11 protein-coding genes and 1 pseudogene are annotated in these 14,237 nt (G+C 64.2%); 3 read left to right on the top strand and 9 right to left on the bottom strand.

Annotated elements, in window-relative coordinates:
• Positions 1 to 36: 36 nt before the first annotated feature.
• Positions 37 to 568: pseudogene (locus LB529_RS03145) on the top strand (enolase C-terminal domain-like protein); the annotation flags it as partial.
• A 174-nt stretch (positions 569 to 742) separates the two neighbouring features.
• On the opposite strand, the gene LB529_RS03140 reads toward LB529_RS03145, so the two are convergent.
• Positions 743 to 2,812, bottom strand: coding sequence for an FAD-dependent oxidoreductase (locus LB529_RS03140; RefSeq protein WP_224710149.1), 2,070 nt, complete (start codon positions 2,810 to 2,812; stop codon positions 743 to 745).
• Positions 2,813 to 3,020: 208 nt separating this feature from the next.
• On the opposite strand from LB529_RS03140, the gene argE reads away from it, so the two are divergent.
• Positions 3,021 to 4,178: an acetylornithine deacetylase gene (argE, locus tag LB529_RS03135; RefSeq protein ID WP_224710148.1), complete on the top strand. Its 1,158-nt coding sequence runs from the start codon at positions 3,021 to 3,023 to the stop codon at positions 4,176 to 4,178.
• 6 nt (positions 4,179 to 4,184) lie between these two features.
• On the opposite strand, the gene LB529_RS03130 is transcribed toward argE, so the two are convergent.
• Genes LB529_RS03130 through LB529_RS03110 form a run of 5 tightly spaced genes read right to left on the bottom strand, consistent with a single transcriptional unit; the run spans position 4,185 to position 9,090 of the window.
• On the bottom strand, positions 4,185 to 5,120 hold the full coding sequence (locus tag LB529_RS03130) for a LysR family transcriptional regulator (protein WP_224710147.1): 936 nt from the start codon (positions 5,118 to 5,120) through the stop codon (positions 4,185 to 4,187).
• A gap of 50 nt (positions 5,121 to 5,170) precedes the next feature.
• The gene (locus LB529_RS03125; RefSeq protein ID WP_224710146.1) at positions 5,171 to 6,661 is read right to left on the bottom strand and encodes an aldehyde dehydrogenase; all 1,491 of its coding nucleotides are present in this window, start codon (positions 6,659 to 6,661) and stop codon (positions 5,171 to 5,173) included.
• A 22-nt stretch (positions 6,662 to 6,683) separates the two neighbouring features.
• Positions 6,684 to 7,358, bottom strand: coding sequence for a DUF1028 domain-containing protein (locus LB529_RS03120; protein WP_140839362.1), 675 nt, complete (start codon positions 7,356 to 7,358; stop codon positions 6,684 to 6,686).
• 5 nt (positions 7,359 to 7,363) lie between these two features.
• On the bottom strand, positions 7,364 to 7,780 hold the full coding sequence (locus tag LB529_RS03115) for a RidA family protein (protein ID WP_140839364.1): 417 nt from the start codon (positions 7,778 to 7,780) through the stop codon (positions 7,364 to 7,366).
• Positions 7,781 to 7,815: 35 nt separating this feature from the next.
• The gene (locus LB529_RS03110) at positions 7,816 to 9,090 is read right to left on the bottom strand and encodes a flavin-containing monooxygenase (RefSeq protein ID WP_224710145.1); all 1,275 of its coding nucleotides are present in this window, start codon (positions 9,088 to 9,090) and stop codon (positions 7,816 to 7,818) included.
• A gap of 357 nt (positions 9,091 to 9,447) precedes the next feature.
• Between LB529_RS03110 and LB529_RS03105 the strand changes: the two genes are divergently transcribed.
• Positions 9,448 to 11,067 (top strand): GMC family oxidoreductase, encoded by a 1,620-nt coding sequence (locus LB529_RS03105; protein WP_224710144.1) that lies wholly within the window; start codon positions 9,448 to 9,450, stop codon positions 11,065 to 11,067.
• 83 nt (positions 11,068 to 11,150) lie between these two features.
• On the opposite strand, the gene LB529_RS03100 is transcribed toward LB529_RS03105, so the two are convergent.
• The 3 genes from LB529_RS03100 to LB529_RS03090 form a co-directional block, all read right to left on the bottom strand.
• Complete coding sequence (locus LB529_RS03100; protein ID WP_210239545.1) at positions 11,151 to 11,909, bottom strand: ABC transporter ATP-binding protein; 759 nt, start codon at positions 11,907 to 11,909, stop codon at positions 11,151 to 11,153.
• 122 nt (positions 11,910 to 12,031) lie between these two features.
• The gene (locus LB529_RS03095; protein ID WP_140839372.1) at positions 12,032 to 12,835 is read right to left on the bottom strand and encodes an ABC transporter permease; all 804 of its coding nucleotides are present in this window, start codon (positions 12,833 to 12,835) and stop codon (positions 12,032 to 12,034) included.
• Positions 12,836 to 12,969: 134 nt separating this feature from the next.
• A complete protein-coding gene (locus tag LB529_RS03090; RefSeq protein WP_224600501.1) occupies positions 12,970 to 13,953 on the bottom strand; it encodes an ABC transporter substrate-binding protein in 984 nt (327 codons plus the stop codon).
• Positions 13,954 to 14,237: the final 284 nt, after the last annotated feature.

Below are 14,237 nucleotides of genomic sequence, written 5' to 3'. Positions count from 1 at the left end.
GCGTTGGCTGCGTCGTTCACGCAATGCCGCCGAGACATCGGCGGCGACCGGCCGGCGGAAGTGGCGGCCGGCGCTAGGAATATGGCGGCGCACGGCTTCCAGGCGCTCAAGATGAACAGCACCTAGGCACTGCAGATCGTCGACAGCCACGACAAGATAGACACGGCTATAGAGCGCGTCGCCATGGTGCGCGAGGCGGTCGGGCCGAATATCGGCATGGCCGTCGATTTCCACGGCCGCGTGCACCGGCCGATGGCGCGCATCCTGGTCAAGGAGCTGGAGTCATACCGGCTGATGTTCATCGAAGAGCCGGTGCTCAGCGAAAACCGCGAGGCGCTGAAGGAGATCGCCGCGCTCGGCTCGACGCCGATCGCGCTCGGCGAACGGCTCTACAGCGGGTGGGACTTCAAGTCGGTGTTCGAGGAAGCGGTGTCGGCCGGATCTGTCGCACGCCGGCGGCATCACCAAATGCCGCAAGATCGCGGCGATGGCCGAAGCCTATGACGTGGCTGTGGCGCCGCACTGTCCGCTCGGGCCGATCGCGCTGGCCGCATGCCTGCAGCTCGACTGAAGCGACCGTCGACGGAAGAGGTCGCCACCGGGAGAGGCAATCGAGCTCCTCAACGCGAAGCTCCCCCGGCTGTTGTCGGCAGCATTCTATTGGATGATACTTGCTGGAAATACGCGCTTCGCTTGCGGGCAGAATAGAGTGGAAGGGAAGTTGCGGCTGCCCTCTTCTATCCTATTGCACCGCCAGCGCCGTCACTTCCCGCCGGAAAGGCAGGGCGTCACCAATATCGGCCTCGTCCAGCTCGCGGGCGAAGCGGTGGCCGGCATAGGTTGCCCAAGCAATCGGCCCCGGCGCTTCGGCATCGCCGATAACCTTGATCGAACGGATGCCGTTGCCGGCCCACTCGTTTTCCCGGGCTTTCAGCGCGCGCCAAACGGCATCGTCCTGATTGCGCGACGTGACTAGGACCACGGCATCGGCCGCCACCTCCTGTCGCGCGCCGGTATAGACGCAGGCCGTCACGACGCCGCCTGACGCGATGGTCGTGACAGTCCTGTTGAGGACGATATCTATCCCGATCTGCGCCAGGCGGCGGTGGATGGCGCCCTGCTCTAGCGTGTTGCGGGTCCAGTCCGAGACATAGGCCGACGGCGTTACCAGCGTCACCTTCGCACCCTGCCGCGCCATCAGCTCCGCCAGCACGCCGCCAATGTAGTAATGGTCGTCGTCGAACAGCACGACATTGCCGGAAGCCACCTTGCCTCCCATCAGATCGTCGGGCGTGTAGACCGGCATAGCGGCGTCGATCGGCATCGGCACGACATGGGCGCGCGCCACGCCGTCGCGCCGCCAAGTCGATCCGGTGGCGATGGCAACGTTCTGGAAGCCGAAGGACAGGACCTCGTCCGCCGACAGCCGGCTTTCGAAATAGATGTCGACATTCGGCATCTGGCTGAGCTGATACTGGCGATAGTCGCGCACCCTGCCCCAGGCCGAGAGACCCGGAAGCAGGCATTCGCGCGCCACGCGCCCGCCAAGCGCGGTGCCGGCTTCCGCTATCGCCACCTGATAGCCGCGCAGGCCTAGCGCGCGGGCGGCCTCCAGTCCGGCAGGCCCGGCGCCGACGATCAGCACGCTGTCGCTATCGCCCTTGGCCTGTATGCGCTCCGGATGCCAGCCCTTGCGCCATTCCTCCATGAAGGTCGGGTTCTGCGTGCAGCGCGAGATCGACATTGTCATGTCACCGGTAATGCAGATGTTGCAGCCGATGCATTCGCGAATGTCCTCGATGCGGCCCTCCTCGACCTTCCTTGGCAGGAAAGGATCGGCGATCGAGGGGCGCGCGCAGCCGATGAAGTCGAGCGTGCCCGACCTGATCATCCTCACCATCACGTCCGGCGAGGTGAAGCGGCCGACGCCGACGACCGGCTTCGAGGTAAGCTTTTTGATGCCGGAGACCAGGCTTTCCTGCGCCGCCTCTTCCTTGAAGCGCGACGGCCCGGAGCAATCTTCCCAGGCGCCGTGAGCGAGGTCCCAAAGATCAGGCAGCTCAGCATGCATCTCGATCATGTCGCGGACTTCCGAATTGGCGAAGCCAAGCTCGCCGATCATCTCGTCCAGCGACAGCCTGAGCGTCAGGCCGCACGTGTCGCCGATCGCGTCGCGCCCTTCCTCGATCAGCTCGCGCATCAGTCGCGAGCGGTTTTCCAGCGAGCCGCCATATTCGTCGCTGCGCTGGTTGGTGGCGGTCGACAGGAAGTGCTGGATGATGCCGAAGCCATGCGCGCCGTAGAGGCATACCAGGTCGAAACCCGCCTGCCTGGCGCGCGTGAAGGCGTTGCGGTGCCAGCGGCGCAGGTCGCGGATGTCCTGCTTGTCCATGGCGCGCGCCTGCACCGGATCGTTGGTGAAGGTGCGGATCGGCAAGGCCGAAGGCCCACGCGGAACCTCCTTGGTGTAGAGGTTAGGACCGTTGATGCCGGAATAGGCAAGCTGGATGCCGGCGAGCGCGCCATATTCGTGCATCGCCTTGGCCATTTTGGCCAGGGCCGGAATGTCGGCGTCATCCCACAGCCTGAGCTCGATGAAGGGCGTGATCTCGGAGGTGTGATGCATCTCCGTCTGCTCGGTGAAGATTACCCCCCATCCGCCTTCGGACTTCATGCGACGCATCTCGGCCGCGGCCGACGGATCGCGATAGCCGCCGCCATTGCAATGCGGAACCTGGTAGAAGCGGTTCTTGGCGGTCACCGGACCGATCTTCATCGGCTCGAACAGAATGTCGTAGCGTGGGTCGCGCATAGTAGCCTCCTTGATGCCGGCTGCTCTGGAAATTACTCATAAGTTGACGAGTGCGCGGGAAAACTACGGATTTCTTCTGTGCGGATTAGGACGCGCCTAATCGCCCTTGCATGGATCAGTCTCAGGTGAAGTAAGGCTGAGACAAATGCGACTTCAGGACCGCCGCGGCGCGATGTAAACAGCCGATTGGGGCAACGGGACGACATACATGGACAGCATCAGAATCCTCGAAAAGCTGATCGCCTTCCCGACGGTGAGCCGCGACTCGAACCTCGACCTCATCAGCTATACGGTGGACCTACTCGCAGCGAGCGGCGTAGCCAGCCAGCTCATCCACAGCGCCGACGGGCGCAAGGCCAACCTCTTCGCCACGATCGGCCCGGCCGATACGCCCGGCATCATGCTCTCCGGTCACACGGACGTCGTTCCCGTCGATGGCCAGAACTGGACGCTGCCGCCATTCGCGATGACCGGGCGTGACGCCAAGCTTTATGGGCGCGGCGCGGCGGACATGAAGGGCTTTGTGGCCTCGGCTCTCGCGGCATGTCTCAAGGCCTCGAAGATGACGCTGCGCACGCCCTTGCATCTGGCGCTCTCCTACGACGAAGAAGTCGGCTGCCTCGGCGTGCGCGACCTGATCGAAATGCTAAGCGCGGCACCCCAACGCCCGCTGCTGTGCATCGTCGGCGAGCCGACCAACATGCAGGTGGCGACCGGGCACAAGGGCAAGCTTGCGGCGCGCGCCATCTGCAAGGGACGCGAAGGCCATTCGGCGCTTGCTCCGCTGGCACTCAACGCCATCCATCTCGGTTGCGATTTCGTGCGGGCGCTACGCGACGAGCAGGACCGGTTGGCTCGCGAAGGCGCCCCCGACGGCGACTACGACATTCCCTATACCACCGTGCATGTGGGCAAGATCAATGCCGGCGTGGCGCTCAACATCGTGCCCAATCTCTGCCAGGTCGATTTCGAGATACGCAACATCGCCGCCGACGATGCCGCCGGCATTCTCGACAGGCTTCGCGGTGCCGCAGCGCGCATTGCGGCCGACGCCGCTTCGATCGCGCCCGAAGCCGCGATCGACATCGAGATCACTAACACCTATCCGGGCCTCGACACGCCGGTCGCTTCGGAAGCGGTCGCCTTCGTCAAATCGCTGACCGGCGCCAACGATACCATGAAGGTCGCGTTCGGCACGGAAGGCGGATTGTTCAGCCGCGATCTCGGCACGCCCGCCGTCGTCTGCGGACCGGGCTCGATGGCGCAGGGGCACAAGCCGGACGAATTCGTCAGCGTCGAACAATTGCGGCGTTGCGACGAGATGCTGGAGAGGCTGTTGTCGCGGCTCGCCGACGGCTGGCCGTGACCCTCCTCATTTGACAATGCGTTCGGTGCCGAAGACGCCTTGCTCGACGACGAAGTGGCGGCAATGGTCGATGAAGGCCTGCACCGTCAGCGTGCGATGCTCGGCGTTCGGCAGCGCAATTCCCATGGTCAGCGGCCTGATGTCTCCCAGCAAGGGCACGAAGACCAGCAGCTTGCCGTCCGGCGACATGGTGTTGAGCGGCCGCATGTTGGCTATGCCGTAGCCGAAGCCATTGGCGACCATCGAGCGCATCACGGCGATGTCGCCGGTGCGCTCGGCGATCTTTGGCCGCAGGCCCTTGGGCTGGAAAGCCGACAGGAAATATTCGCGGCTATAGGGCAGATCGAGCAGCACCATCGGTTCGTCGACCAGCTCCTCCGGCGTGATGCCCGCCCTCCCCGCCAGGCGATGCGCGGCCGGCAGCATCACATAGGCCGGCAGCTGCATCAGCGGCTCGAAGGTCATGTCCTGCGACAGTTCGAGATCGTAGGTCAGTGCTGCGTCTATTTCACCACGCTGCAGCATCTCGAACAATTGACCCTGGTTGCGCTCGAACTGCCGGACGCGCACGTCCGGATAGGCGTCCTCGAATTTCCGGCGCAGCGTCGGCAGCACGATCTGCGCGAAAGTCAAAAGGCAGCCGATCGCCAGCGGTCCGCGCACCTTTTCGGCGATATCGCCGGCAATGTCGTGCAGCGCATCGGCATCGTTGAGCAGCCGCGCGGCTTCCTTGAGGAACAGGCGCCCGCCCGCCGTCAGGGCAAGCGCGTGCGAGTGCTTGCGCACGAAGAGCTGGACACCGAACTCCGCTTCGAGCTGGGCGATCGAAGCCGAGATCGACGGCGGCGAGACATTGACCTGCTCGGCCGCCTTGGCGATAGAGCCCGCCTCGCCGACGGCGACGAAGTACTCGAGTTGTCTGAGTGTGAAACGAAGCGGCATGGGCTTCTATGATGCCCGTTTGGTCGCTGCAATCAAGTCGCGGCCGCTCCTCAGTACTTGATCCAGGTGGTCTTCAGAGCGGTGTATTTGTCGAGCGCGTGCAGCGACAGATCGCGCCCGAAGCCGGACTGCTTGAAGCCGCCGAAGGGCGTCATCGGGCTCAGCGCGTCGACGGTGTTCACCGAAACCGTGCCCACCCGCAGTCTTTCCGCGATACGGTGTGCCCGCGACAGGCTGTCGGTCCAAAGCGATGCCGCAAGGCCGTAGACGCTGTCATTGGCAATCCGCAGCGCCTCCTCTTCGCTATCGAAGGCGATGACCGACAGCACCGGACCGAATATCTCGTCGCGGGCGAGCGGATCCTCGGGCGAGACATTGTCGAAGATCGTCGGCTGCACGAAGCTGCCGCGCCCGTCGACGGCCACCCGGCGGCCTCCGGCGACCAGCCGGGCTGACTTCCTGCCGCCATCGATAAAACGCATGACCGTCGCCGCATGCCGCGCATCCACCATCGCACCCATCCTGGATGCCGGGTCGAGGGGATCGCCGGGTTGCGTCGCCGCCGCGCGCTCGGCCAGTTTCTCGACCAGCGCGTCCTTGATGCCGCGCTCCACCAGAAGCCGGGAATTGGCTGAGCAGACCTGACCCTGGTTGAAGAAGATACCGAAGGCGGCCATGTCGGCAGCCGCGTCCAGGTCGCCGCAATCCGCGAACACCAGATTGGGGCTCTTGCCGCCGGTCTCCAGCCAGACCTGCTTCATATTCGACTGGCCGGAATATTGCAGGAACAGCTTGCCGACCGCGGGCGACCCGGTGAAGGCGAGGCAATCCACATCGATATGCCGCCCAAGCGCCTGGCCGGCGGTCTCACCCAGGCCCGGCACCACATTGAGCACGCCGGCGGGCAGGCCCGCTTCCATGGCGAGTTCCGCCAGCCTGAGTGCCGAGGAAGGCGATTGCTCGGCGGGTTTCAGCACCACCGAATTGCCCGCCGCCAGCGCAGGCGCGCATTTCCAGGTGGCCATGTCGAGCGGAAAATTCCATGGCACCACGGCGCCGACGACGCCAACCGGCTCGCGCCGCACCAGAGCTAGGTCACCCTGGCCCGTCGGCGCCACCTCGTCATAGATCTTGTCGATCGCTTCGGCGTACCACTGGAAGATCGCCGCCGAGCCCGGCACGTCGATGGTGGCGGCATCCTTGACCAGCTTGCCCATATCCAGCGATTCCAGCAGCGCGAGCTCCTGCAGGTTCTCGCGCAGCAACTCCGCCAGCCGCAGCAGCACCTGCTTGCGATGTTGGGGACTCGTTCGGGACCAGACGCCGGCCTCAAAACTACGCCGCGCCGCCGCGACGGCGAAATCGATATCCTCCTCCCCGCAGGAGGCGACTTCGGCGAGCGTCGCTCCCGTGGCCGGATTGACGCTGGCGAAGGTCCGGCCGGAGCGCGCCGGCACCGGCTTGCCGTCGATGAACGCCTTGTCGCGGAAGCGAATCGCGGACGCCTTGCCGACCCACTCCTTGTGGCTGAGTTCGCTCATGCTCGCTCCAGAACTGGTCGGACTACTCGTCACCGGGGACGCCGTAGCTCGGCGCGTCGGACGGATTGAGGGCGCGGGTGACATAGGCATCGAGCTGTGGCTTGTAGATCTCCCACAGCGTTGCCAGCTGCTCGATCGGACACGCTTCGGTCCAGTCGCAACGCAGGTCGGCGACGGGCCAGGACACATCGCGGACCAGCTTCATGCCGGCGGAGCGGACAGGCCCCGCCTCGCCGCCGGCATGAAGCGCGGCGCGCATCGTGACGATCAGCCGGTCGCCGAGATGGCCTTCGGAAGCAAGGAAGGCGTCGACCATGGCACGCGGGATGCCGTCATTCGCGAGCAGGTTGCCTCCGCAGGCAACGTCCTCGCCGTGCGCCTCGGCCCAGATGCCGAGCGCTTTCGGCCCGGAGTGGATCGCGCTGACGCCTGCGGCGTCGACCGCCAGCACCTGACGGTATTCACTGAAGGCGGCCGTGCGCTTCAGGATCGCGACAGTCTCCGCGGCGGAGGCGCCGCGCGCCATCAATTCCAATGCCCGCGGCCCGAGTGTCGGGTCAGTGACGTTCTGGCTGGCGACCGCGCCGACGCCCGCCTGCGCATAGGCGCAACGCGCCGCGACCGCGGGAGACGACGACGACACCGCCACGCCGAACATGCCTGTGCGCCTGCAGCGCGCGACGATGGAGAAGGTCATGGCGCTTAGTCCGGAATGACGGCGGTGCCGTCGATCTCGACCAGCCATTCCGGCCGCGCGAGCGCCGACACGACCAGGCCGGTCGAAACCGGGTGGACGCCCTTGATGTACTCGCCCATCGTCCGGTAGACAGCCTCGCGATGGCGGACATCGGTGATGTAGACAACCACCTTCACCAGATGCTCCATCGTGCCGCCGCATTCCTCGATGAGCTGCCTAATATTCTGCATGACCTTGTGGGTCTGCTCGACCGGATCGTGGCTGTCGATGTTCTTGGCCGTGTCGAGGTCCTGCGGGCACTGTCCCCGCAGATAGACGGTGCGGCCGCCGCGCGTGACGATCGCCTGGCAGAGATCGTTGTCGAGCTTCTGCTCGGGATAGGTGTCCTTGGTGTTGAATTTGCGAATTCGCGTATGCGCCATCTTGGTCTCCATCAGGGATCGGCTCGCAGCTTTGATCAGGCGTCCACGGTCTCGCGCGTCGCGGCGGCGTGGTAGGCGAGATATTTGCGCTGCGTCGAAATACGGTCGGCCACGTGTTTGGCATCGTGCCAGACGCCCCAGATGAAGCTCGAGCCTCTGCGCGACTGCCAGGGCAGACCCAGGAAATAGATTCCGGGCTCTGTCGAGACGCCGCGCTGATGCCTTGGTCGGCCCCTCTCGTCGAAAGCGTCGACCTTCAGCCAGCTGTAATCGACGGCGAAGCCCGTCGCCCAAATGATCGTCGCTACCCCGGCTTCGGCAAGATCGAGCTTGAGGATCGGATTGGTCACGCATTCCGGGTCGGAATCGATTTTGCGAAGATCAGGTTCTTCCGGAAGGTCGAGACCATTGCGCTCGACATAGGCGTCGGCCTCGTCCAGCAGCGACATCAGGCTGGCATCGCCCCTGGCAATGTTCTTCGCAAGATCCGGCGCGAAACTCATCACGCCGTCCTGGTACGTCTTTGTCATGCCGACAAGCGTAAGCCCCTCCGCCGCCAGACGGCGGAAATCGATCGTCTCGCCGCCGCGCGCGCCGCTCACCGCGATCGTGACATGCTCCGTGCCGGGCCCTGGGGTTTCGAGATCCCATTTGCCGAGCACGCCCAGCCACCAGCAGAAGTCGCGCCCGCGATAGGCGCGCGGCGGACGATCGTGCGGGCCGACCGAGAGATAGACGCGCCTGCCTGAGCGCTGCAGCTCATCGGCAATCTGCACGCCCGAGGATCCCGCCCCGACCACCAGCACCGCGCCCTTCGGCAATTGCGCCGGGTTGCGGTAGGCGCTGGAGTGGATTTGCAGGATGCCGGCATCGCCAGGAACGAGAGGCGGGATGACAGGGACCTGGAAAGGCCCGGTCGCGGCCACGACGTTGTTGGCTTCGATCACGCCATGCGAGGTCTCGACGCGAAATCCTGGACGGCCGACATTCCTCTGCACTAGTTTTACCTCCACGCCGCAGCGGATCGGCGCATTGATCTGCTTTGCGTAGGCGACGAAATAGTCGGCGACCTCCTCCTTGGAAGGAAAGCCGTCGGGACCCGTCACGGGAAACTCCATGCCCGGAAACCGGTCATGCCAGGCCGGGCCATTGGCGACCAGGGAGTCCCATCGCTGCGAGCGCCAGCGCTCGGCGATCCGGCCGCGCTCAAGCACAAGATGAGGCACCCCGCATTTGCTCAGATGCTCGCTCATCGCCACCCCGGCCTGGCCGCCGCCGACGACGAGCGTGTCTACCTTCTCAACCGACATGCTCGGTCCTCTTCTGACCATCCGACAGCTTCCGCCGCGTGGGATGAAAACGATCTCCGGCAGTTGGTGGATGCAGCCAGGCTGCGCCATCCCACCGCTCCTCTGCTGGCGCTCACAAGTAGCAGCACGTGCCGGCGGGCGCCCATAACGAATCTCCGAAGTCACGCGTAACCATTTCCGAATTTCTCGCACCGATAGACGCACCTAGAGTCCCGGCGGTCGGATCGACAGCGCTGCATGAGGTGGCGGGCGAAGCCGGACATGTGTCCGCGCGGAACTGGTTCCGGAACAAGGATACGCCTTCGCGGCGGCCGGTTCTGCCATGCCTCGAGCGCCGGCATTCTCGAGGGGCTGGGCATGAAAACCGAAAGCTTTGACTACATCGTCGTTGGCGCCGGCTCGGCCGGTTGCGTGGTCGCCAATCGGCTGAGCGCCGATCCGTCGGTCACAGTGTGCCTGATCGAGGCCGGCGGCAGCGACAACAGTCTGCGCGTCAAGGTGCCGGCGGGCATCCTCTCGCTCTACGGCAACCCGAACTACGACTATTGTTTCGTCGGCGTGCCGCAGCCCCACCTCAACAACCGCAGCATTCCGGTCAACCGCGGCAAGGCGCTGGGCGGATCGAGCTCGATCAATTCGATGGTCTATATTCGCGGCGCCGCCCAGGACTATGACGAGTGGGCCGAACTCGGCTGCGCCGGCTGGGCTTATGACGATGTGCTGCCGGTATTCAAGAAATTGGAGCGCAACCTGCTTGCCCAGGACCCACGCTATCACGGCAGCGACGGCGAGCTTTTGGTCGACAATCCCCGTGATCCGAACGAGCTTTCCGCCATGTTCGTGAAAGCTGGCGCAAGCGCCGGTCTGCCTGCCAACACCGACTTCAATGCCGCAAGCCAGTTCGGCCTCGGGATCTACAACGTCACGCAGGATCGTGGACAGCGCTTCAGCAGCTTCAGCGCCTTCATGCGTCCCGTCCTCGATCGCAAGAACCTGACGCTGCTCAGCCAATGCGAGGTGATCGACCTCGTCATCGCCGGGGGTCGCGCCACGGGAATGCGCGTGCGGCACGAGGGCCAGCAGAAGCAGCTCTCGGCCAACCGCGAGATCGTGCTGTCGGCCGGCGCCATCAACTCGCCCAAGATCCTGATGGCATCCGGCATCGGGTCGGCAGCCGAGCTCAAGCAGATCGGCATCGCGCCGATCCTCGACCTGCCGGGCGTCGGCAAGAACCTGCAGGACCATGTCGATGGCATGATCATCGTGCGGTCTAGAAGCACCAGGACGCTCGGCCTCTCACTCGCCAACCTGCCGCGCATGGCAGCGGCGCCCTTCCAGTATTTCGCCCGCCGCAAGGGCATGCTCACCACCAACTACGTCGAAGCCGGTGGCTTTGCGAAGACCAAGCACGCGAACGGCCTGCCCGACATTCAGTTCCATTTCGTGCCGGGCTATCGCAGCCATCGCGGCAGGCTGATCGAATACGGCCACGGCTACGCCATTCACACTTGCGTGCTCAGACCGAAAAGCGTGGGCGAGATCAGGTTGTCGCGCGACAATTCTCGCCGCGACGTCCTGATCGACCACCGCTTTTTCACGCATGAAGACGACGCCATGGTGCTGGTGGAGGGCATCAAGATCGCGCGCCGGATTTTTGCCTCGTCCGAGTTCGACGCGGTGCGCGGCCAGGAGATGCTGCCGGGCAAGGATGTCCGAACCGACGACGAGATCCTGGCCTATCTGCGCGCCGAGGCGCTGACCGTCTATCACCCGGTCGGAACCTGCAAGATGGGAACGGACGACATGGCCGTCGTCGATCCGGCGACACTCAAGGTGCGAGGCGTGGACGGACTCCGGGTCGCCGATGCCTCCGTCATGCCGAAGCTGATCGGCGGCAACACCAACGCGCCAAGCATGATGATCGGGCAAAAGGCTTCGGAGATGATCCTCGGCCCGACGCGCAACGGCGAAAGGTAGAGGCCGTCTCACCCTTCAACATCGGGGCAGATCGGCGTTCAGCACTGCTGGACTGCCTCGACTTTTGCTCTTGGAAATTGCGCTCAGTGATCCTCGTCGATCTCGTCGTGCAGAAGGCCAAGGATACGGCGCTTGAGCGCGATGAAGTCGGGTTCGAGGATGACGTCCATCGAACGCGGCCGTGGGATGTCGACTTTGATCTCGGCCTTGATCTTGCCGGGCCTTGCCGTCATCACCAGAACGCGGTCGCCGAGCACCAGCGCCTCGTCGATATCATGAGTGACGAAGAGCACCGTCTTCTGCTGCCGCTCCCAGACGCGCAGAAGCAGCTTCTGCATGGTGCCGCGCGTCTGGCTGTCGAGCGCGCCGAACGGCTCGTCCATCAACAGGACAGCCGGGTCATTGGCCAGGGCGCGCGCGATCGCCACGCGCTGCTTCATGCCGCCCGACAACTGGGCGGGGTAGTGGTCCGCAAAGGACGCGAGGCCGACCTCGTTGAGATACTGGTCGACGATCTGCTTGCGCTGCTCCGCAGGCAGCCCCTTGCGCTTCGGCCCGTATTCGATGTTGGCGCGCACCGTGAGCCACGGGAACAAGGTGTAGCTCTGGAAGACCATGCCTCTGTCGGCGCCGGGTTCGATCACTTCCCGGCCGTCGACCTTGATGCTGCCCGAGGTCGCGTCATTGAGGCCGGCGGCGAGGTAGAGCAGGCTGGATTTGCCGCATCCCGAAGGACCGACGATGACGCAGAATTCGTTCTTGGCCACCTTCAGCGACACATCGTCCAGCGCCAGCACGCCATTGGCATCGCCATAGCGCAATGTCACGTCCTCGATGGCCATCGTGGTGCCGGCCGAACGCGGATCGCCGGCCGCATGGGCCGTGCCGGCCAAATTGTTCGCCTTGACGGTTTCGGTCATCACTACCCTTGATCCGGCTGCGTTTTGCGAGGATGCGTTCAAGATCAGGGTGCCCATGGCGCGACCCTTGCCCGGAGAATGCGGAATGCCGTGTCGGTGATCAGGCCCAGAAGCCCGATTGCGGCGATCGCCATGAAGATCACATCCACCTGGAAGCCGCGCATTGCCTTGAGGCTGATATAGCCGAGGCCGCTCGACGCGGCGACGAGCTCGGCAACGACCAGATAGGTCCAGGCCCAACCCATGGTGACGCGAAGCGTGTCGAGGATCGCCGGAAGCGCTGCGGGGAAAATGACGTGCCACACCGCTTCTGAGCGCTTGGTGCCCAAAGTGTAGGAGGCGTTGACCAGGTCCCTGGAGACGCTGCGGGCGCAGTCGGAGATCATCACCAGCTGCTGGAAGAACGTGCCGAAGAAGATGACCGCTATGCGCTGTTCGATGCCGATGCCGATCCAAAGGATGAACAGCGGCACGAAGGAGGTCACCGGCAGGTAGCGGATGAAGTTGACCAGCGGCTCCAGCGGCGCCTGCACCGCCCGGTAGGTGCCCATCCACAGTCCCAGCGGCACCGCGATCAGTGACGACACGATGAAGCCCAGGATGACCACTTTGGCGCTGGTCAGCGTGTGGTAGAAGAGGCTGCCGTCGAGCGACATGCGGTAGGCCGTCTCGAGCACGGTTCCGGGCGTCGGCAGGAACATGTTCGGCACGACGCGGCCATAGGACAGCAAGGCCCAGCCGCCGATCACGACGACCCACATCGCCAAAGCGAGCGTGGTTGCCGTGCTGGCGGGGATATTGGCGAATGGAGTCGTCAGGCGCGTCCACGCCGTCCGCCTTTGTGCCATAAGATGGCCTCCGTGATTTGAGCGCGAAGCTGAAGCTTTCGGGAAAAGGGAGGCCGGCCCCGGAGAGGCCGACCAGATCCGGCTTTTGGAAGATGGGACCGGCCCGGCCGGGCGGGCCCCGCCATTCCGATGGCTCACTGTTCCTTGATGAAATCGGTGTCGAGGATGGTTTTCGAGTCGATCGTCATCTTGAGCTTGCCGGCCTTGCCCCAGACGTCCTGCGCGAAGTTCACCAGGTCGGCCGCTTCGCTCTTCTGCGGCGTGCCGAAGAATTCCAGGTTGCGGGCGCGGTCGTAGTAGCGCACGCCCTTGGCGCCGGCCGCGAAATCCTCAGGCTTCTCGAGATAGCCGCCAATGCCCTTGGCCATGATCTCATAGGCCTTGTCCGGGTTGGTCTTGATGTATTCGACCGCCTTGTAATAGCCCTTGACGAGGGCCTTCACGTCCTCGGGGTGCTTCTCGATCAGGTCGCATTTGAGCGCGATCACATCGACGATCAGGCCGGGCGTGGTCGTGGAGTCGATCAGCACCTTGCCCTTGCCGCCCTTGCGGACTTCGGTGAGGTGCGGCTCCCAGGTCACCGCGGCGGCAACCTGTCCGGCGATGAAGGCCGTCGCGGCGTCATCGGCGGTCATGTTGGTGACGCTGACATCGTCCTCGGTCATGCCTTCCTTTTTCAGGAGCACATTGAACCAGAATTCGGAAACGGAGCCCTCGTTCAGGGCGACGGGCTGGCCCTTCAGATCCTTGAGCGACTTGACGTCGGCCTGCGTGACGACGCCGTCGCCGCCATGGCTGTCGTCGAGCGCCACGACATATTTGAAGCAGAGCTCGTCGGAGCGGTATTTCATGAGCTCGTCGACGGTGGAGGCAGCGCCGTCGAGATCGCCGCCGGCAACCGCCGCCATGTAAAGCGCCGATTCTTCGATGACCTTCAGGTCGACATCGACGCCGGCCTCCTTGAAATAGCCGAGGTCGCGGGCGAGAAACAGTGGCCCATAACCCACCCAGGTGGTCATGCCGAGGCGAATGGCGCCGGCATTGGCGGGAGCGGCAAGCCCCAGGCTGAGCAGGCCTGCGCTGACCGCCGTCATCAGGCAATTGCGGAATGTCTTCATTGTCGTGGTTCCCCATGGCTGTTGCCGGCATCGGCCCCTTTCAAGCGGCCTATGCCAGGCGGCGTTTTGCGGCCGCTCTCTTGTTATGCGTCGCCTCCCGGGCGCGCCTTATGTGTTCTAGACCTGCAAAAGAGCATCCGGGCCGGATCGCCAAAAGAAGTCTTTTTCTGTCCTTTGCTTCGCCGAAACCGAAGCAGCGGCGATCTTGGCTCACTTGTAAAGCGAAGCAGCGAAGGAGCCTGGCCGACAGGCCGACATCATGACTGCAAGCTTTTGAGATGGAT

Source organism: Mesorhizobium sp. CA5 (genome assembly GCF_020165105.1).
In the GTDB taxonomy this organism is placed as follows: Bacteria; Pseudomonadota; Alphaproteobacteria; order Rhizobiales; family Rhizobiaceae; genus Mesorhizobium.
The sequence above is the reverse complement of the archived record's forward strand: the minus strand, read 5'-3'. Positions and strand labels throughout refer to the sequence as shown.

Coding starts and splice junctions, on each gene's coding strand:
- LB529_RS03140 (WP_224710149.1), bottom strand. CDS start 2,812: ATGCGCGACCCACGCTACGACATTCTGTTCGAGCCGATGAAGATCGGT.
- argE (WP_224710148.1), top strand. CDS start 3,021: ATGGACAGCATCAGAATCCTCGAAAAGCTGATCGCCTTCCCGACGGTG.
- LB529_RS03130 (WP_224710147.1), bottom strand. CDS start 5,120: ATGCCGCTTCGTTTCACACTCAGACAACTCGAGTACTTCGTCGCCGTC.
- LB529_RS03125 (WP_224710146.1), bottom strand. CDS start 6,661: ATGAGCGAACTCAGCCACAAGGAGTGGGTCGGCAAGGCGTCCGCGATT.
- LB529_RS03120 (WP_140839362.1), bottom strand. CDS start 7,358: ATGACCTTCTCCATCGTCGCGCGCTGCAGGCGCACAGGCATGTTCGGC.
- LB529_RS03115 (WP_140839364.1), bottom strand. CDS start 7,780: ATGGCGCATACGCGAATTCGCAAATTCAACACCAAGGACACCTATCCC.
- LB529_RS03110 (WP_224710145.1), bottom strand. CDS start 9,090: ATGTCGGTTGAGAAGGTAGACACGCTCGTCGTCGGCGGCGGCCAGGCC.
- LB529_RS03105 (WP_224710144.1), top strand. CDS start 9,448: ATGAAAACCGAAAGCTTTGACTACATCGTCGTTGGCGCCGGCTCGGCC.
- LB529_RS03100 (WP_210239545.1), bottom strand. CDS start 11,909: ATGGCCATCGAGGACGTGACATTGCGCTATGGCGATGCCAATGGCGTG.
- LB529_RS03095 (WP_140839372.1), bottom strand. CDS start 12,835: ATGGCACAAAGGCGGACGGCGTGGACGCGCCTGACGACTCCATTCGCC.
- LB529_RS03090 (WP_224600501.1), bottom strand. CDS start 13,953: ATGAAGACATTCCGCAATTGCCTGATGACGGCGGTCAGCGCAGGCCTG.